This is a genomic window from Neobacillus sp. DHD-1R (assembly GCF_057747995.1).
Map to the genome: position 1 here is coordinate 1,088,781 of NZ_CM173232.1, position 17,757 is coordinate 1,106,537.

At 39.9% G+C, this 17,757-nt stretch carries 14 protein-coding genes and 2 pseudogenes; 7 read left to right on the forward strand and 9 right to left on the reverse strand.

Translation table 11 applies throughout. The features are described 5' to 3' along the window. Positions 1–218 precede the first annotated feature (218 nt). Together AC3ANL_RS05045 and floT are read left to right on the forward strand one after the other, a co-directional pair. Entirely contained in the window at positions 219–770 is a 552-nt protein-coding gene (locus tag AC3ANL_RS05045) for an NfeD family protein (RefSeq protein ID WP_488328172.1), read from the forward strand. Positions 771–773: 3 nt separating this feature from the next. Next, entirely contained in the window at positions 774–2,294 is a 1,521-nt protein-coding gene (floT, locus tag AC3ANL_RS05050; protein ID WP_488328173.1) for a flotillin lipid rafts scaffold protein FloT, read from the forward strand. Positions 2,295–2,352: 58 nt separating this feature from the next. Here floT and AC3ANL_RS05055 read toward each other — a convergent pair. Both AC3ANL_RS05055 and AC3ANL_RS05060 read right to left on the reverse strand, forming a co-directional pair. Further along, positions 2,353–3,348, reverse strand: a pseudogene (locus AC3ANL_RS05055) (IS3 family transposase); the annotation flags it as partial. An 80-nt stretch (positions 3,349–3,428) separates the two neighbouring features. Next, positions 3,429–3,716: pseudogene (locus AC3ANL_RS05060) on the reverse strand (helix-turn-helix domain-containing protein); the annotation flags it as partial. A 484-nt stretch (positions 3,717–4,200) separates the two neighbouring features. Here AC3ANL_RS05060 and AC3ANL_RS05065 point away from each other — a divergent pair. Continuing rightward, positions 4,201–6,543 (forward strand): immune inhibitor A domain-containing protein, encoded by a 2,343-nt coding sequence (locus tag AC3ANL_RS05065; protein WP_488329656.1) that lies wholly within the window; start codon positions 4,201–4,203, stop codon positions 6,541–6,543. 319 nt (positions 6,544–6,862) lie between these two features. Here AC3ANL_RS05065 and AC3ANL_RS05070 read toward each other — a convergent pair whose 3' ends face one another. Continuing rightward, positions 6,863–8,224: a HAMP domain-containing sensor histidine kinase gene (locus AC3ANL_RS05070; protein ID WP_488328174.1), complete on the reverse strand. Its 1,362-nt coding sequence runs from the start codon at positions 8,222–8,224 to the stop codon at positions 6,863–6,865. A 353-nt stretch (positions 8,225–8,577) separates the two neighbouring features. Between AC3ANL_RS05070 and AC3ANL_RS05075 the strand changes: the two genes are divergently transcribed. Continuing rightward, on the forward strand, positions 8,578–9,288 hold the full coding sequence (locus AC3ANL_RS05075; RefSeq protein WP_488328175.1) for a response regulator transcription factor: 711 nt from the start codon (positions 8,578–8,580) through the stop codon (positions 9,286–9,288). After that, complete coding sequence (locus tag AC3ANL_RS05080; RefSeq protein ID WP_488328176.1) at positions 9,266–10,639, forward strand: HAMP domain-containing sensor histidine kinase; 1,374 nt, start codon at positions 9,266–9,268, stop codon at positions 10,637–10,639. The genes AC3ANL_RS05075 and AC3ANL_RS05080 overlap by 23 nt, the downstream gene beginning before the upstream one ends. A gap of 84 nt (positions 10,640–10,723) precedes the next feature. On the opposite strand, the gene AC3ANL_RS05085 is transcribed toward AC3ANL_RS05080, so the two are convergent. The 5 genes from AC3ANL_RS05085 to AC3ANL_RS05105 all read right to left on the reverse strand — a co-directional run bounded on the left by AC3ANL_RS05085 (position 10,724) and on the right by AC3ANL_RS05105 (position 14,983). Beyond that, the gene (locus tag AC3ANL_RS05085; RefSeq protein ID WP_488328177.1) at positions 10,724–11,482 is read right to left on the reverse strand and encodes a (S)-benzoin forming benzil reductase; all 759 of its coding nucleotides are present in this window, start codon (positions 11,480–11,482) and stop codon (positions 10,724–10,726) included. A gap of 186 nt (positions 11,483–11,668) precedes the next feature. Then, positions 11,669–12,412 (reverse strand): ABC transporter ATP-binding protein, encoded by a 744-nt coding sequence (locus AC3ANL_RS05090; protein WP_488328178.1) that lies wholly within the window; start codon positions 12,410–12,412, stop codon positions 11,669–11,671. Beyond that, positions 12,409–13,107, reverse strand: coding sequence for an ABC transporter permease (locus tag AC3ANL_RS05095; RefSeq protein WP_488328179.1), 699 nt, complete (start codon positions 13,105–13,107; stop codon positions 12,409–12,411). The genes AC3ANL_RS05090 and AC3ANL_RS05095 overlap by 4 nt, the downstream gene beginning before the upstream one ends. Before the next feature lie 74 nt (positions 13,108–13,181). Then, a complete protein-coding gene (locus AC3ANL_RS05100) occupies positions 13,182–14,048 on the reverse strand; it encodes an ABC transporter substrate-binding protein (RefSeq protein WP_488328180.1) in 867 nt (288 codons plus the stop codon). Further along, positions 14,045–14,983 carry a helix-turn-helix transcriptional regulator gene (locus AC3ANL_RS05105; RefSeq protein ID WP_488328181.1) on the reverse strand — a complete coding sequence of 313 codons (939 nt, stop codon included), beginning with the start codon at positions 14,981–14,983 and terminating at the stop codon, positions 14,045–14,047. Before AC3ANL_RS05105 ends, AC3ANL_RS05100 begins: the two co-directional genes overlap by 4 nt. A 271-nt stretch (positions 14,984–15,254) precedes the next feature. Between AC3ANL_RS05105 and AC3ANL_RS05110 the strand changes: the two genes are divergently transcribed. Further along, positions 15,255–15,917: an FMN-dependent NADH-azoreductase gene (locus tag AC3ANL_RS05110; RefSeq protein WP_488328182.1), complete on the forward strand. Its 663-nt coding sequence runs from the start codon at positions 15,255–15,257 to the stop codon at positions 15,915–15,917. A 69-nt stretch (positions 15,918–15,986) separates the two neighbouring features. Here the strand turns inward: AC3ANL_RS05110 and AC3ANL_RS05115 are convergent, their stop codons facing one another. Then, positions 15,987–16,769, reverse strand: a complete 783-nt coding sequence (locus AC3ANL_RS05115; RefSeq protein WP_488328183.1) for an undecaprenyl-diphosphate phosphatase — start codon at positions 16,767–16,769, stop codon at positions 15,987–15,989. A 204-nt stretch (positions 16,770–16,973) separates the two neighbouring features. On the opposite strand from AC3ANL_RS05115, the gene AC3ANL_RS05120 reads away from it, so the two are divergent. Further along, the gene (locus tag AC3ANL_RS05120; RefSeq protein WP_488328184.1) at positions 16,974–17,732 is read left to right on the forward strand and encodes a DUF4931 domain-containing protein; all 759 of its coding nucleotides are present in this window, start codon (positions 16,974–16,976) and stop codon (positions 17,730–17,732) included. The last annotated feature ends 25 nt before the right edge of the window (positions 17,733–17,757 follow it).

A 17,757-nucleotide genomic window follows, 5' to 3' on the forward strand; every position in this document is an offset into this window, starting at 1 on the left:
TTGTTCACAAAGTCACCGCAGAAGCGTGAAGGAAATTGTAATTTTTTATCGAAGTTTAAGTTGATAGGAAATATTTTTGGAAAAATAATGAAACTTTTCCATCAATTAAGCGTAATAAAGATATCTAGATAGAAAGGGATTGATGCCGATGGAAGAGGAGTGGTGGAGAACGGGAATTTTGCCTATTTTTTTAATATGAATAAAAAGGATTGATGCACATGGAACCATTCAGCATTCCTTTAGAAACCATTTATTTGTACGGCCTGATCATTTCGGGTATCTTAACCTTTTTGTATGTTTTATTTGCAGATGTTTTTCATTTTCATGGAGCAGGAGACGGATTCGATTTCCTTAATCCTGTGTTAATTTTTGCCTTCTTAACCATTTTATCTGCAAGCGGTTATTTATTTGAGAGGCTATCATCTTTACATTATTTACTCATACTGGGAATCTCTGCAGTCGCAGCATTCATTCTTGTTACATTACTCAATGTATTTGTGCTCGTGCCGCTATCTTCTGCGGAGGAGTCCCTTGTTTACAAAGAGTCCGATTTGCAAGGACGGGTGGGAACTGTCATTACTTCGATTCCTGCTGATGGGTTTGGAGAAGTAATGATTGAGAGTACAAGTGGACGAATTGCTAAACCAGCGTCAAGCTTTGATGGCGATTCGATCCCTAATGGCGAAAGTGTACTTGTTGTTCAGGTTAAAAATGGTGTCCTTGAAGTGACTGTACATCAAAAAACAGAGAATTTTTTAGGGGGGTTTTAAGAAATGGGATTTAGCATTATATGGGTTATTATCGGAATTGTCGCACTTATTCTATTAGCACTACTCGGTGTATTTATAACTAAATATCGAACAGCCGGCCCGGACGAGGCATTAATCGTCACAGGCAGCTTTCTTGGAAATGGCAGTGTCCACGTTGATGAGTCGGGAAATAAAATTAAAATTATCCGCGGGGGCGGAAGCTTTATTTTACCTGTATTCCAACAAGCTAAACCGCTAAGCTTGCTATCTAGTAAGCTAGAAGTAACAACCCCGGAGGTTTACACGGAACAGGGTGTTCCCGTTATGGCAGATGGTGTTGCGATTATCAAAATAGGCGGTTCAATTAGTGAAATAGCAACCGCTGCAGAACAGTTTCTTGGAAAGCCGAAGGAAGATCGGGAAAATGAAGCAAGAGAAGTTCTTGAAGGACATTTGCGGTCGATTCTTGGATCAATGACGGTGGAAGAAATCTATAAAAATCGTGATAAATTTTCACAAGAGGTCCAAAGGGTGGCTTCGCAAGATTTGGCTAAAATGGGTTTAGTGATCGTATCCTTCACCATTAAAGATGTACGCGATAAAAATGGTTATCTCGATTCACTTGGGAAGCCGCGAATCGCGCAGGTTAAAAGAGATGCTGATATTGCAACTGCGGAAGCGGAAAAAGAAACCCGTATCAAAAAAGCCGAAGCTGCTAAAGAGGCGAAGCGTAATGAATTAGAGCGGGCGACGGAAATTGCCGAGGCGGAAAAAATAAATCAGTTGAAAGTCGCCGAATTCCGCCGTGAACAGGATATTGCTAAAGCCCGTGCCGACCAAGCCTATGATCTAGAAACTGCTAGATCAAAGCAGGACGTCATGGAACAGGAAATGCAAATCAAGATTATTGAAAGACAAAAACAAATTGAATTAGAAGAAAAAGAAATCCAACGCCGCGAACGTCAATATGATTCAGAAGTAAAGAAAAAGGCCGACGCCGACCGTTATTCCGTTGAGCAATCTGCAGCCGCAAATAAAGCAAGAGAAATGGCTGAAGCGGAAGCCAATAAATATCGCATTGAAGCTATGGCAAAAGCAGAAGCCGAACGGATTCGTCTTGACGGTCAAGCAAAAGCTGAAGCACAAAAGGCGCAGGGTTCATCTGAGGCTGAAATTATTCGATTGAAAGGTCTGGCAGAGGCAGAAGCCAAGGAAAAAATCGCTGAAGCCTTCGAGCAATTTGGTCAGGCCGCCATTTTAGATATGATTATAAAAATGCTTCCTGAATATGCGAAGCAAGTGGCAGCTCCATTATCCAATATTGATAAAATCACAGTTGTCGATACAGGCGGCGGCTCGGGAGCAAATGGCGGTGCCAATAAAATTACCAGTTATGCGACGAACTTGATGGCGAGTCTGCAGGAATCATTAAAGGCCTCAAGTGGGATCGATGTCAAAGAACTGATTGAAAATTACTCTGGCAAATCGAACGTGAGAAAAAGTATTGATGAATTAACGGGTGAAATTGCAAAAAAAGCTGAATAAATAAATCAACAAAAGCCTTATAGAATGTGAACTGAACCAATAAAGTTAGACAAATATTTTAGGCTACATTGAGGACCTGAGCTCGGTATTCTACCGGACTTAGGTCTTTTAATTTTGCCTTTATTCGTTTGTGATTATAATAGTGAATATAGTCTTCTAATTCTTTTTCAAAATGCTCAATACTATCAAACTCCTGTAGATAAAGAAGTTCAGACTTTAATAAGCCAAAGAAATTTTCAATAACTGCATTGTCCAAACAATTCCCCTTGCGAGACATACTTTGCGTAATCTGGTGCTGTTCTAATGTTTTTTGATACTGCTTCATTTGATAATGCCATCCTTGATCTGAATGGAGAATTACTTGGTCCCCAGGTTGAAGACGCTCTATCGCTTGATTTAACATATCGCCAACTAATTTATAAACAGGTCGTTTCATCACAGTATAAGCGATTATTTCTCCGTTACATAAATCAAGTACTGGTGAGAGGTAACGTTTCTCACCGAATAGGTGGAATTCTGTAACATCGGTTACCCATTTTTGATTCAGTTTCTCGGCAGAAAAATCGCGGTTTAATAGGTTTGGAGCGATTTTTCCTACATTTCCTTTATAAGAACGATACTTTTTCATTCGTACCAGGCATTTTAGGCCGATTTCATTCATTAAACGATTGATCGTTTTCGGATCGTGATGAAATCCTTTTTTCTCAAGTTCTTTCGCTATACGACGGTAACCATAACGACCTTTGTGTTCATGGAAAATCACTTTGATAGCTTCTTTTACTTCGGCATATTTATCAGCTTGATTTAATCGTTTTTCCCAATAATAATACGTACTACGTGGAATGTCAGCGACTTCAACTAAATCCACGACTTCATACTGATACTTTAGTTCAAAAATTACTTTCGCTTTGATTTTGTTTGTAATTTTTCCTGCATTTGAACTAAAGCATTCAACTTTTTTAGGTAAGCATTTTCCATTTCTAATCGGGAGATTTTCTCTTGTAGTGCTTCGACTGACCCTTCTGCAGGTATTGTTCTTTTTGAATCGATTTTCTTTGCCTTCTTTTTCACTGGTGGACGCCCCTTTTTCTTCTGTTCTAGGGCACCAATTCCACCTTGTTCAAATTTACTTCTCCAATTTCGAATTAGTCTAGGAGATGAAATATTGAATATAGCCGCTGCATCGTAAGATGATGTACCCGTTTCGTTCATATAATTCAGTACATCCATTTTAAACTGTAGAGAGTAGCTTGTATATTTTTTTTGAAAAGCTTCTATACCTTGTTGTTCATAAAGTCGAATCCATCCACTCACAATACTAAGGGATACCTTTGCCTCCTGCGCAATCGCCTTGATAGATTCGATCCCATGTAAATACCGTAAAACAATTTGTATTCTTTCTTCAACTGTAAATTTGGCCATAAAAAAACCCCCGTAAACGTTAGAATGGTGTCTAACATTTACGGGGCAGTTCAAATGATGATAAGGCTTTTGTTGATTTATGTTGTTCTTTATTGACTACCAAAAAGAGACGGAAGACCTAATAATTTTAGCTGGTGTTTTGAAATAGGTCTAATTCCTTAAATTTCGAGATTCGAAGTATATATATTTAGTAAAAAAGTATTTAATTGGTTAAAAAGAAGACTGAAAGCCGTGTGCAATTTCTATTATATGGGTTTTAATGCCTATAATCGGCTGCGTAATTTTACTATTTTAGGGCTTAATATCCATTTTTTATCGATAATTATCAGTTAATTTAAACTATTTACAATATTTATACTCCTTTGCTAAACTAGTAAAACATCGTTCTTTTAGTAGAACGATAGAATATATACAAATTAGGGGGTATAAACAGTTGAAGAAGAAAAATAGCTTAAAAGTCTTATCTAGTCTAGCTGCAAGTACAATGGTAGCAACTACCATGTTCGCAGGGGCGTTTGCTGGAAGCACGGCAGCACCAAAACCGGCATCTGCTGCAACAATAAGCGAATCGGCACCTGTTGATTTGAATGTAGTTGATTTTGATCGCCTAGGTAAAGCACTACAAAAAAGAGGACTTATCGCTAAGAATGCTTCACCCGCAGAAATTACAAAAGCAGCAAAGGCCTACATAACCAAGAAGCAAGGTGAAAAGCCTGGCAAAACAGACAAAGCCTTAACGAAAGAACAGAAGGAAATGGACCAAAAAGCAAATGACTTTTTGACGAAGCAAAAGGACAAGCTTGCCCAGCAGCTTAACAAAGGCCATGAAAACTTCAAAAAAGGCAAGCCAACTGGCGCAGTAAAAGTAGATTCTGCAAAACAAGCAGCTTATGACGGTTCTGTACGTGAAGATAAAGTGCTTGTTCTTTTAGTAGAATATGCAGACTTTAAACACAATAATATTGAACAAGAACCGGGTTATATGTGGTCAGATGATTTCAACAAAGAGCACTATGAAAAAATGTTGTTTGGCAATGAAGATTTCACCCTTTTCAATGGTGATAAGGTTAAAACCTTCAAACAATATTATGAAGAGCAATCGGGTGGAAGCTATACAGTGGATGGCACTGTTTCAGATTGGCTGACTGTACCAGGAAACGCGGCTGATTATGGAAGCGATAATCCTGCCGGCGGCCATGATAATGCTCCGGGAACAAAAGGTCCGCGGGGCCTTGTAAAGGATGCACTTAATGCAGCGGTTGCCAAAGGAATCAATTTAGCTGATTATGACAAATTTGATTTATATGATCTTGATGGCGACGGAAATCAAAATGAACCGGACGGTTTAGTTGATCACTTAATGGTACTTCATGCTGGTGTTGGACAAGAAGCGGCTGGCGGGGCACTTGGGGACAATGCCATCTGGTCACATCGCTGGGTATTGAACGGCGTATATCCTGTTGCTAATACAACAGCAACGGTACCTTATTGGGGCGGAAAAATGGCAGCATATGACTATACAATCGAGCCTGAAGATGGAGCAGTCGGTGTATTCGCCCATGAATATGGCCATGATTTAGGGGCTCCTGATGAGTATGATACTCAATACACCGGCAACGGCGACACAGTTGCTCAGTGGTCCATCATGAGCGGCGGCAGCTGGAGCGGTCATATTGCAGGTACCCAGCCGCCAAGCTTTTCACCACAAGTGAAGGAATTCTATCAGAAAACAATTGGCGGAAACTGGGCTAATATTTCCGAAGTAAACTATGAAGATATCGATAAAAATGGACTAGCCACTTTTATCGATCAGAGTGTTACTAAATCTAAGAATCCAGGTATCGTGAAGGTAAACCTGCCTAATAAGAAGGTTCCAGGTATTACACCTGCATTTGGAAAAAAATACTATTACAGTACAAAAGGTGATGACCTTAATACAGTTCTTGAAACACCTGTGTTTGATTTAACTAATGCAACTTCAGCTAAATTTGATTACAAGCAATGGTATCAAGTGGAATTTGATTATGACTACTTATATGTAAATGCAGTAACAGAAGATGGCAAGAGCACAGAACTTGATGTCATTGGTGATGAAAATACTGCAGGCGGTTATGAAACCTCTCAAGGCAAGTGGGAAGACAAAACGCTAGACTTAAGCCAATTTGCTGGCAAGAAAGTGAAGCTTGTATTTAATTATGTAACAGATGGCGGTCTTGCTCCAGATGGTTTCGCGCTGGATAACCTTACTTTAACAGTAGATGGACAAGTTAAATTCTCTGACGATGCAGAAGGAAATGCTAAAGTAACATTAAATGGCTTTGAAGTATCTGACGGCTGGATTAACAAGCCGCACTACTACTACCTAGAATGGAGAAACTATGCCGGTTCTGACGTTGCCTTAAAATACTCCCGAGGTGCCGCATATAATACTGGTTTAGTAGTTTGGTATGCAGATGATACATTCACGGATAACTGGGGCGGCGTTCACCCTGGAGAAGGCTTTCTAAGTGTAGTTGACTCTCACCCTGAAGCACTTTTCGGCAAGCTAAATGGACAGTCAACAACAATTCAGAGCACAAGATACCAAGTCGCAGATGCCGCCTTCTCATTAGACAAGTCACCTGAATGGGATGTAAACTCACCAACTCGCGGAATCTACGATTACAATGGGCTTCCAGGTGTAACAGAATTCGATTCTACAAAATCTTATATTAATAATGTTATCCCTGATGCCGGAGTAAAAGTTCCGTCTCAGTATCCGATTAAGGTCCAAGTCATCGGCGAAGCAAAAGACAATACAGCTGGGGCAGTTTGGATTCATAAATAAAAAAGAGTAGAGGATGTCCCAAAACAAAGGGTCAGACCCCACAACCTCAACCCATCGCCTAATTTTTCCTAATTGACGACTATAGATTGAGTGTTAAACGTGAGGTCAGACCCTTTGGGGATGTCCTTTTTTTGAACTATAAGAATTTATAAGTTTTGGCTTCGAGAATTGTCCAGCTCCAGCACCCTAGCGGCTAGTGTCCTTCGCTCTCCGCCCTACGATAAGTCAACATCGAATCGCCTCCGGCTCTTCGTGTTTCCTTTATCTCAGTTGGAGCGCTCCAGGCCATATGCCGCTGACCAGGGCGCTTCCGCTTTTCTTATATAATAATCTCAAACGTTGTCCCAACATTTGGGCTGCTTGTTACCTCAATTGTGCCCCCATGAGCTTCGACTAATTGTTTCACAATCGAAAGTCCAAGTCCTGTTCCGCCAAGGGCACGCGTCCTCGATTTTTCAACCCGATAAAAGCGTTCAAAAATTCGTGGCAAGTCTTCTTTAGGAATACCTTTTCCTTCATCCTGAATCCTAATGCGTAACCTGCCGTCAGCTATTCTTAAAGAAACGGTAATTTTCGTATTCGGTTCTGAATATTTTCTGGCATTATCCAGCAGGTTAAGAAAAACCTGTTCAAAGCGGATTGGGTCAATTTGGGCATAAAGATCGTCTGCACAATCGAGTATAAGCTTCATATCATTTTCTCTCAGCGCAGGTCCTACTTTTTCAATGATTGCTTGAAGGTATGGCAGCAAATGTACCTCTTCCTTTTCAATTGAAAAAGAATTCTCATCCATTTTTGCTAGATTAAATAATTCTTTTACTAGTTTTGAAAGCTTAAGAGACTCTTCATGGATAATTTCTAAATATTTATCCCTGTCCTGGTCGTTTGTGTCTGCACGGCGGGCAATATCTACATACCCTTTAATATATGTTAGCGGCGTTCTCAATTCATGCGAGATGCTGGCCAAAAATTCATTTCGTTCATTTTTTAAAATCTCCAAATCACTCGCTAATACCTTTATCGACTCGCCGAGCTCACCGATCTCATCCTTCCCTAGTTTTGGCAGTGATACGGAAAGTTCCCCTTTGCTTATGCGTTTCGTCGCTTCACTCATTTGAATGAGTGGGTGTGTCACATATCTTGTTAAAAATATTATGATAATCATCATAAATAAAAGGGAAAGCAGTCCTGCCAGTAAAAAATGCTTGTTCAGACCGGAAATTAAATCTTTAATTTTTTGTGTTGTTTGAAACATATATACATAACCACTAATTTGCTTATCGATGACCACTGGGCTAATCGAGGCAATATAGGGTTCATTTTTCCAATCATCTTCTAAAATGAAACCTTGATGTGGAACCATCTTTGGGGTAGCCTTCATGATTTGTTTCATTTCATCTGTCACTTTATTTGATGACATATAGATGGAGCCATCTTTCTTGGTTAGGATGACTTGTGTATCTGTCTGTGCTTCCATCATCGCAATGTGCATAACCGTTTCTTTTTTAAAGGACGCTTCCAGGACATCACGATGATTATTCCCTCTGGTTTCGAGTGCTGACAATTCCTCATGAACGCGGGAGTGGATAATATTATTATGCAAAAAAACCATCGAAATGCCTTCTAATAGAAAGATTGCGATGAAGAATAGTAACCCTATTTTTAAAGAAATTTTATTCATATGTCTCAGCCCCTTACCGATAAGCATACTACAAGAAAGACAAGAAGGAAGATTCGATTTGTAGCTAATCTATAAAAAATAAAAAAAGTGGGTGCCCCGACGTCCGGGACACCCTGTTTATAATAAAAGAGAGGTTAAATTTGGGATGAGTAAGATGGTCGATTACCATGTACTACATCATTGGAAGGATAACAGAAACTTGGGAGTTTTTCACGTTATCTTCTAATTCCTAACTACAGTTACATCTTAGCGAGAAAGATTGAAGATGTTATGAAGAAGTTGTGGTGAATTTGTGAAGTTACAAACATCACAGACCTAAGATGTTATATTAGTGATATGGGGAGTGGTGATACATGAAGATATTATTAGTTGACGATGAACGCAGAATCATAGAAGTTCTCGAAGCTTATTTAGTAAGAGAAGGCTTTGAAATTCATAGTGCCGACAATGGAATAGATGCCTTAAAAAAGGCGAAAACAATTAACCCTGACCTCATCATTCTCGACTTAATGCTGCCCGATATTTCCGGTGAAGAGGTTTGCCGTTTGGTAAGAAAAGACTCGGATGTCCCGATCCTCATGCTAACCGCTAAATCGGCAGAGGATGACCGGATTAACGGGATTGTGATGGGAGCTGACGACTACTTAACCAAGCCTTTTAGCCCAAGGGAAGTAGTGGTCCGTGTGCAAGCCATTTTAAGGCGCGTGAAAAAGACAGAAAAGATCGAACGCCTTGAATTTAATGGTAAAAAACTAGTCATTGATTTAATTAAAAAAGCAGTAACTGTAAACGGGGGATATGTAACATTAACTCCAATTGAATATAAACTGTTAACCAATATGGCAATCAATCCAGGCAGAGTTTACAGTCGAATGGATCTTCTTGAAAAAATCCAAGATGAAGGCATGTATTATGAAGGCTATGAACGAAGTGTTGATACCCATATTAAAAACCTCCGTAAAAAAATAGAAATAGATTCACGACAGCCTGATTTCATTGTGACCGTTTTCGGGATGGGTTATAAATTTGGAGGGGTCCTAGATGCTGCAAACGCTCCGGTCTAAAATTCTTTTTTATTTAGTCCTGATCTCGATGATCGGGATTTTAATCGTTAGCTTTTTTATTCAGTATGGATTTGAAGAGAGTTTTCAAAGTTATATAGATCGAAATCGTGAAAAAAAGATTGAAAGAATTATTACGGAAATTGAGAAGGATTATAAAAAAAATGGTCATTTTACCAGTGATCCGGTATTTGGGTTGCTGCATGAGCACGCGATGACCGATCAGCTTTATTTTCAATTGTATGATCGCTTGGGACAAATTCAAATGGATTCTTCCAACATCCGCGGCATGTTGAATAGCTTTGGCTTAACAGAACCGGAACCAACGGGAGAAGAGTGGCACACTAAATCGTATACGCTTAAAGCAGGTGATGCCATTATTGGTAAGCTTGTGGCCATCTATCCGGAAGGATTGATTGATGACGAATCCACGTTTATTCAAACGATCCAATTATATATACTGGCAGCCGTTTGTTTAACGATTGTCTTAGCCATTATCTTTAGTATGATATTTTCTAAAAAACTAACCTCAGGATTCAAAAGACTTTCGTTTGCCGCGGGTGAGCTCCAGCAGCATAACTTAGATATTCGCATCCCGTTATCAGGCTTACCGACTGAGGTAAAGCAGATTGCCATTTCATTCAATAATCTTGCCGAATCATTAGCAAAGGAAGAAATGCTCCGCAAGCAGTTTACGGGTGACCTTGCCCATGAACTACGGACGCCGCTTGCAACATTAAGGAGTCAAATTGAAGCTTTTCAGGATGGAATTTGGGAGCCGACCCCACAGCGTCTGCAGGTCAGTCATGAAGAGTTAATGCGCTTAGTACGGCTTGTTAATGAGTTAGAAAAGCTGCTTGCTGCGGAGAACCCGCAAATTAGACTTGAAAAATTGGAGTTGGAAGCAGGCAGTGTGTTAGCGGCTTTATGGGAAATATTTTTACCTATTTTTAAAGAAAAGGGAGTAGGACTTCATATTCAAGAACCCGCACAGGAAGAAATGTTTGAAGCAGATAAGGATCGCCTGATGCAAATCTTATCCAACGTCCTCAATAATGCGTTGAAATATACTCCTGAAGGAAAGACTGTCACGATTTCAGTCGTTACGGAAAAAGAGGGCTATGTCGGTTTTAAGATTCAGGATGAGGGCTCTGGTATGAATGAGGATGATATTCCCCATATTTTTGAACGTTTCTATCGCGGTGATAAATCCCGTGATCGTAAAACAGGCGGTGTCGGTATTGGACTTTCGATTGTGAAGGCCTTAATGGATGCCCATAAAGGTGTTATTAAAGTAAAAAGCAGGTTGAATAAAGGAACCAGCATTACCTTGTGGTTTCCACAAGGAGACTAATTAAAAAGGGTCTGACCCCCGCTTACAGCCGTGGGGGGTCAAACCCTTTGTTTTGGTATACCCTTCCATTTTGGGAATAAACCCTTATTTTAGCAAATCTCTAATATAATATATTTTCCCGCTTTCCATTTCATCCCCAAGAACCAAATCTACCAAGCTGTTTGCGACAACCTCTGTCTGTAACAACTTATTTTTTTTCTTGAATTCCTTAAATTTTTCCAGTTCCTTAAACGCTTCCTTAGAAGATGAGCGGATTTCTGCCTGCATATTCGTATCCATGACGCCGGGGCTAAACGCGATAAATTTATTGTTAGGGTTCAATTGTGTTTGCTCTAATGCAACGGTTTGGGTAAACATATTTAACCCAGCCTTGGAGCTGCAATACACACTCCAGCCTTCAATCGAGCGGTCTGCTGCGCCTGAGGTCACATTAATAACCGTCAGCTTCGTATTCGTTAACTGGGCTTGGCTAATAAATAAATTAGTAATCAGAATGGGTGCAATTAAATTGACTTGGATGTTGCGAATGATTGGGGCTTGATCTAAATTACCAACCATTTGGATGGGTTCAATGACGCCAGCATTATTAAAGAGAAGAATTTCATCCGGATTCTTTAAAAAAATACGATGGGCAATCTCCATAAACACTTCCTGTATTTCTTTTTCTAGTGAAAGATTACATGGGTAATGTTTATAATGGATCCCTTTTTCATTTGACAGATTTCGTATTTCCTTATTCTCTGTCCGGGAAATAGAGACAATGTCAATTTGTTCATGGATGAGACGTCTTGCAATGGCTTCACCTAAGCCCTTTGATGCCCCAGTAATGATTGCATATTTCATAGAAAGTTCCCCCTGTAAACAAGTTCAGTCTGTCAAAGTGATATAACTTATTGTATTCTTCAAGAAAGCTTTAAGCAAATAATAACAAGAGCGGAAGCGCCCGTTTTGCGAATGACGTTAGTCGCTGGGCCAGGGAGCTGGACCAATCCTATCTATTAAAAAAAGCAGCTCCAAAGGAACTGCCAGTCAACGTGCAAGGGGAAAGAACTTCTTCCACTCATTAAGGAAGGATTGGGTGAAAGAATTGGGATGTTCTAGAACCTGAGGAGTAGGTCCAGATTGCTTCACATCACCATTTACAATGATAGAAAGCCGATTAGTAAGGTAATGGATCTCCATCAAATCATGACTGACAAACACAGCCGTTGTTTTTGATTTTTCGATAATCTGTTTAAAATCTTCCATTAAGCGAATTTTAGTAGGAAAGTCGAGTGCTGAAAAAGGTTCATCTAGAAAAAGAATCTCCGGCTCGACAATCATCGCACGGGCTAGATTTACCCGTTGTGCCTCACCACCCGATAGGAAAAGCGCATTCTTTTTCGCTAAATGGCTAATTCCAAACAGATCCATCCAATCGGCTACTTTTTCTTTAATGATCGGTTTAGGAATCTTTCTCAACGTTAACCCAATGGCGATATTGTGAAACACCGTTCCATCTAACAGTAAGGATTGCTGCAAGGCAATCGAGAATTTTCTACGTAACTCCAGCGGTATCGCTCCTTTTGGGATAGATTGACCCAGATAAAAAATATCACCACTCGTCGGACTCTCCAAAAATGATAGCATTTTAAGGAGGGTGCTTTTACCTGCACCATTTGGTCCCATGATGCCGAGAAATTCCCCGCTATAAACTTTAAATTCAGCAATATCAAGGATCGGTTTATTTTGAGCAATATAGGAAATGCCTTTTAGCTCCAATAACGGGTTCATGATATATGCCTCCTTTGCTGTAAATAAGTTAATGCCGCTGTTATTAAAAGAGCTACAGTCAGTAAAATAAACGATAAAGCAAGTGCGACATCAAAATTCCCTTTTGACACTTCCATCACGATCGTGGTGGTTAAAATCCGCGTGTCACCCTGAATATTTCCACCCACCATCATCGCGGCGCCAACCTCGGCAATGACGCGGCCAAAGGCAGCCATGATCGCCGCCAAAATGGCGATTTTTAATTGCTTGATAAGGATCCACAAGGTCTGAAGCTTTGTGGCCCCAAGCGCTTTAATTTGCAGCAGCATTTTGTCGCTGATTTGTTGAAAAGCCGTGCATGTCAGACTTGTGACAATCGGGAGGCTGACTAAAATTTGTGCCATGACAATCGCTGTTGGGGTATAAAGCAGGGTTAAGTCACCTAATGGACCCGAGCGCCATAGAAGCATAGTAATCCAAAGTCCGGCAACAACAGGAGGCAAGCCTAAGCCAATATTGATAAAGATTAATAGTAGTCTCCGGCCTCTGAATCTAGTTAAACCGAGGAATATGCCAAGGGGCAATCCGATGAGGGTGCTGCAAAGGATGGAAATTAGACAGACTTTCAGTGTCAGCCATGTAATTGCAAAAATTTCCTGATCACCGGAGAGGATCATCTCTACTGCTTTCTTAAGTCCATCTAGTAAAAGTTCCATACCGTTAAGCCTCCTGGATTGCCTCTATAGAAGTAGGGCATGAAGGAGTAACTCCTTCATGCCAAGTCTATATCTTATTCTGTGTACTTATAAAATAAGGATTGTCCATATTCTTTCTTACCAAAGCTTTCAATCACATCTTGAGTTTTTGCATCTACCATAAAATCTACGAATTTTTCAGCATCTTTACTATTTACTTTATCATGTTTTTCAGGATTTACTTGCATAACATGATAAATATTCATTAAATCTTTGCCGCCTTCAACCACAATTTGAAGAGTGCCTAAATTTTTCTCCTGTGCCAGCCATGTCGCACGGTCTGTTAAAACATATCCTTTTTTCTCTGCAGCCACTTGTAAGGTTTGTCCCATACCCTGACCAGTTGAAACATACCATTCGCCTTCAGGCTTTATATTAGCAGTGGTCCAGATTCCAACTTCTTTTTTATGTGTTCCAGAGTCGTCGCCGCGGGAAACGAAAGTAGCTTTTGTTTCAGCTAACTTTTTGAAAGCTGCTAAAATATCATCGCCACTTACACCGGCTGGATTTTCTTTTGGTCCAACTAAAACAAAGTCGTTGTACATAACACGTTTGTAGTTAATGGCATCACCTGCATCGACGACTGCCTTTTCAGATGCTGGAGCATGAACAAGCAGGGCATCGGCTTCACCTTTGGTACCCATTTCTAATGCTTGACCTGTACCAACAGCAATGACTTTTACTTTTACATTATTTTCTTTTTCAAACATTGGAATGATCACATCTAGTAAGCCGCTATCTTGTGTACTTGTTGTGGTTGCTAGAATCATGGAAGTTGGTTCTGGTTTAGGTGCCGGCTTTTTCTCTTTTGCCGCCGTTTCTTTTGTGTTAGATGTTCCGCATGCTGATAAAACTAAGAGCATTAAAGCAAATAGGGCGATTAACAAACGATTTTTCTTCATACAAGTTCCTCCGTTTGACTGGTTTGATAGGTGATTGTTCCTAATTCGTGAATCGAATAGCCTTCTAAATCCGTCAGGCTATCTTTGAACCTAGCAGATTGCAAATAATGGATTAGATCCGTTAAATTTTGCTTGTTTGCAGCGGTAAACCGAAAAACAAGATCAAAATTTTCCTTCGCCACTGGCACAAAATCAAGTCCTAAATGGCTGGCAGCTGATTGAATCCCAAAGGTAACATCGGCAATTCCCCGGCTTATGAATGCGGCCGCAGATAAATGGTTCCACTCTTCATTGCCGTACCCGTTAATTTGAGTAGGATCAATCCCATAACTAGAAAGCTTGGAATCTAACAAAAACCTTGTCCCTGCTCCCTTTTGACGGTTAATGAATTGAACATCTTTTCGAATGAGATCAGGGAAGTCATGAATGTTTTTTGGGTTGCCTTTGGCCACAATAAACCCTTGTTCTCTTGCCGCTAATCGAAGTACTAATATTGATTCGTAAACAAACAATTGATGGATAAATGGCAGATTATACTCTTGGGATGTAGGATCTAATAGATGAATGGCCGCAATATCACATTGCCCTCGGTAGAGCATCATAAGGCCTTCTAGACTTCCAATGAAGGAAGGCTGAATTTGCAAATTCAAAGCGCTTCCAGCTTGTTTGACAAAATGCTCGACCAGAAAGTCATGGCTGCCCGATAGACGAATGGGTTGAGTCGACATGCCTGCCTGTCTTGCTGGTTCTGAAATTTTCTTAGCAGGTGCTTTCATGCTCTCCTTATAACGCACTAACTCAGCATGCTCAATTCTCATTTTATTACCAATTTTAAAGGCTTGAAGTTCACCTCGTTTAATCAATTCATAAACGGTATGTTTTGAGATTTGAAATATTTGCGCTACCTCATCGGCAGTATAAGCCTTCTCTTCCATAAGTTAACCTCCTTTTTCCAGTGTTTATTTTACAAAAAGAATAACATAATAAAAGTTACTTTTGTTAAGTTTTGTTAAGTTTCGTTTAGTTTTGTTTGGAATTGTCACGAATTGTTCAATAAAAGCGAGTATACATCACTCAACGTGTACAACTGCATTTACTTTTCACATTAATTTCATAGAATTCACTTATTGTTCAAAAGTGAGCAAGTAAGTTTGTTGTAATATAGTAATAGAAGAAAAAAATTGTGCTAAAAGGGATGGGATGTAGATGTCTAAACTTTTGTATATTACGGCAAACCCAAAAAATGATATTAAACTATCTAAAGGGATGCAAATTGGAGAAGTATTCATAGAGGAGTTCAAAGCAGCACAGCCTGATGTGGATATCGAACGCTGGCACTTATATGATATGGATATCCCTGAAATCGATATGGACCTTTTGTATGGACGGGCAAAATTATCATTCATGGGTTATACAAAAGAGCAGTTATCAGAAGCCGAGCGGACAAAGCTGGAGAAAATGCATGAACTGGCAGACCGTTTTATTGCCGCTGATTATTATGTGTTTGTTACACCAGTTTGGAATCTTGGCGCACCATCCATTTTGAAAAAGTTTATTGATAATCTATTTATTGTAGAAAAAACCTTTACCAACACGGAAGCGGGTCCCAAAGGACTGTTAACCGGCAGAAAGGCCATTCATATTCAAACCCGCGGCGGCATTTATTCTACAGGTCCGATGGCGGAATTTGAAATGGGCGACCGCTACTTACAAAAGGTGTTTCAATTCCTCGGCTTTGAAGCCCTTAAGACCGTTGTGGCTGAAGGAATGGATCATTTCCCAAAATTGATTCCAGAAATAATGGCAAAAGCGAAAGAAGAGGCAGCACAAGCAGCGAGAGAAATGGCTAAACGAACGGTTACGATATAAGAAAAGCGGCTCGAGTCTCGAGCCGCTTTTCTTATCGTCGTTTGCCGTTTAAAAGTACGACCTTTTATATTAAAACTTACCTGTGAATTGGAATAATAATACGAGGATCCCTAATGCCCATACATAGATTGCAAATGGCTTTAAAGAGTGGTTCTTCAAATAACCGATCATCCATCTTACCGCTAGATAACCGAAGATGGCGGATGAAATGATGCCGACAAGCAAAGCGGATAAAGAAATTTCTTCCCCGGCCCCGCCGAGTAAATCCTTTGTTTGCAGGACGATTGCACCGGCAATAGCGGGTGTGGATAAAAGGAAGGAAAAATAGGCCGCTGTTTCGCGATCTAATTTCCGCCAAAGTGCCGCCACAATCGTCATACCTGAACGAGAAATCGCCGGCATAATTGCTACCGCTTGAAAGGTTCCAATGATTAAGGCGTCCTTATAGCCGATATCATCCATTTTTTTATAGCCATTTTTAGCCGAGTCGGCAAGCCAAAGGAATACCCCCGTAATTAAAAACTCCCAACCAATCGTTACGCCTGTTTTTGAAATTTCATCGATATAATCCTTAAACGCGAGTCCAAAAATAATGGCAGGAATGGTCCCAACAACTAATAAGAAAGTTAATTTGCTAAAAGGATTTTTAATGATTTTTATAAATTCGTCCTTATAAAAAACAAAGACAGCTAGTAAGGTCCCAACATGAAGCATCGTATCGAGTAAAAGGCCCGCTTCCTGAAGACCAAATAAATTTCTTCCTAAATAAAGGTGACCCGTACTACTTATCGGCAAAAATTCTGTTAACCCTTGGATAATTCCAAGGACCAATGCTTCTAGTTTTGTTAACATATGCTCCCTCTCATTCTAAAATATTCATAAGCCTGTACATATAAAGGGTATGCGAATAACTGCTATTTCATGAAAGTCCTCTCCATTTTAGGATTAATTTCCCAACACGGTCAATAAAAATTTTTAAAGATAATCAAATTAAGTGCAAACCTAACGCGTTCTCCCATAAAATAGGAATATAGTCTTTCGAGAGGGGATACATGTTTGGAACATACACATCTGCATTTTAATACATCGATCGGTGTCACAAAGCCAGAAAATATTCGAAACAAAGAGCAGGCCTGTCCTTTTTGCGAAAGAGACCAGCTTACGGACATTATCGCGGTGGACGGTCCGATCATTCTTTTGAAAAATAAATATCCTGTTTTGGAGAATACCTACCAAACCGTATTAATTGAAACCGATGATTGCCATGCGGATCTCTCAACCTATTCAGATGAGCATTTACATCGCTTGATTAAGTTTGGTCTAAGACATTGGCTGGATATGGAGAACACCGGCCGCTATCAATCGGTTATTTTTTTCAAAAATCATGGGCCCTTGTCGGGAGGAACGATTTCACATCCTCATATGCAAATTGTTGGGTTAAATGATATTGACTATAAAGAAAAAGTATCCCATGACATGTTCGAGGGAATTGTAATGGCGGAAAAGGATGATGTTCAGTTTACATTGTCGACCAAACCGCGCGTGGGATTTTATGAATTTAATGTGGAGATGTCGGATTCTGTTTATCAGGAGGCATTTTCGGAATATATACGAATCGCTGTCGACTACATTTTGAACCACTTTCCCTTTAAGGCTACAAGCTACAATGTGTTTTTTCATCATATTGATAATAAAATTTATGCAAAAATTGTCTCCCGTTTTGTCACCACTCCGCTCTATATTGGCTATGGGATTCCGCAAGTCCCAAACAATTTGGAATGGATGGCAGAAGAGGTGCGAAAGTACTATTTTTAACCATGTAAATAAAACCAGTTCGGTT

What these genes read in the sequence shown, in the direction of transcription:
- AC3ANL_RS05045 (WP_488328172.1), top strand. Translation starts at nt 219, where the DNA reads ATGGAACCATTCAGCATTCCTTTAGAAACCATTTATTTGTACGGCCTG.
- floT (WP_488328173.1), top strand. Translation starts at nt 774, where the DNA reads ATGGGATTTAGCATTATATGGGTTATTATCGGAATTGTCGCACTTATT.
- AC3ANL_RS05065 (WP_488329656.1), top strand. Translation starts at nt 4,201, where the DNA reads ATGGTAGCAACTACCATGTTCGCAGGGGCGTTTGCTGGAAGCACGGCA.
- AC3ANL_RS05070 (WP_488328174.1), bottom strand. Translation starts at nt 8,224, where the DNA reads ATGAATAAAATTTCTTTAAAAATAGGGTTACTATTCTTCATCGCAATC.
- AC3ANL_RS05075 (WP_488328175.1), top strand. Translation starts at nt 8,578, where the DNA reads ATGAAGATATTATTAGTTGACGATGAACGCAGAATCATAGAAGTTCTC.
- AC3ANL_RS05080 (WP_488328176.1), top strand. Translation starts at nt 9,266, where the DNA reads ATGCTGCAAACGCTCCGGTCTAAAATTCTTTTTTATTTAGTCCTGATC.
- AC3ANL_RS05085 (WP_488328177.1), bottom strand. Translation starts at nt 11,482, where the DNA reads ATGAAATATGCAATCATTACTGGGGCATCAAAGGGCTTAGGTGAAGCC.
- AC3ANL_RS05090 (WP_488328178.1), bottom strand. Translation starts at nt 12,412, where the DNA reads ATGAACCCGTTATTGGAGCTAAAAGGCATTTCCTATATTGCTCAAAAT.
- AC3ANL_RS05095 (WP_488328179.1), bottom strand. Translation starts at nt 13,107, where the DNA reads ATGGAACTTTTACTAGATGGACTTAAGAAAGCAGTAGAGATGATCCTC.
- AC3ANL_RS05100 (WP_488328180.1), bottom strand. Translation starts at nt 14,048, where the DNA reads ATGAAGAAAAATCGTTTGTTAATCGCCCTATTTGCTTTAATGCTCTTA.
- AC3ANL_RS05105 (WP_488328181.1), bottom strand. Translation starts at nt 14,983, where the DNA reads ATGGAAGAGAAGGCTTATACTGCCGATGAGGTAGCGCAAATATTTCAA.
- AC3ANL_RS05110 (WP_488328182.1), top strand. Translation starts at nt 15,255, where the DNA reads ATGTCTAAACTTTTGTATATTACGGCAAACCCAAAAAATGATATTAAA.
- AC3ANL_RS05115 (WP_488328183.1), bottom strand. Translation starts at nt 16,769, where the DNA reads ATGTTAACAAAACTAGAAGCATTGGTCCTTGGAATTATCCAAGGGTTA.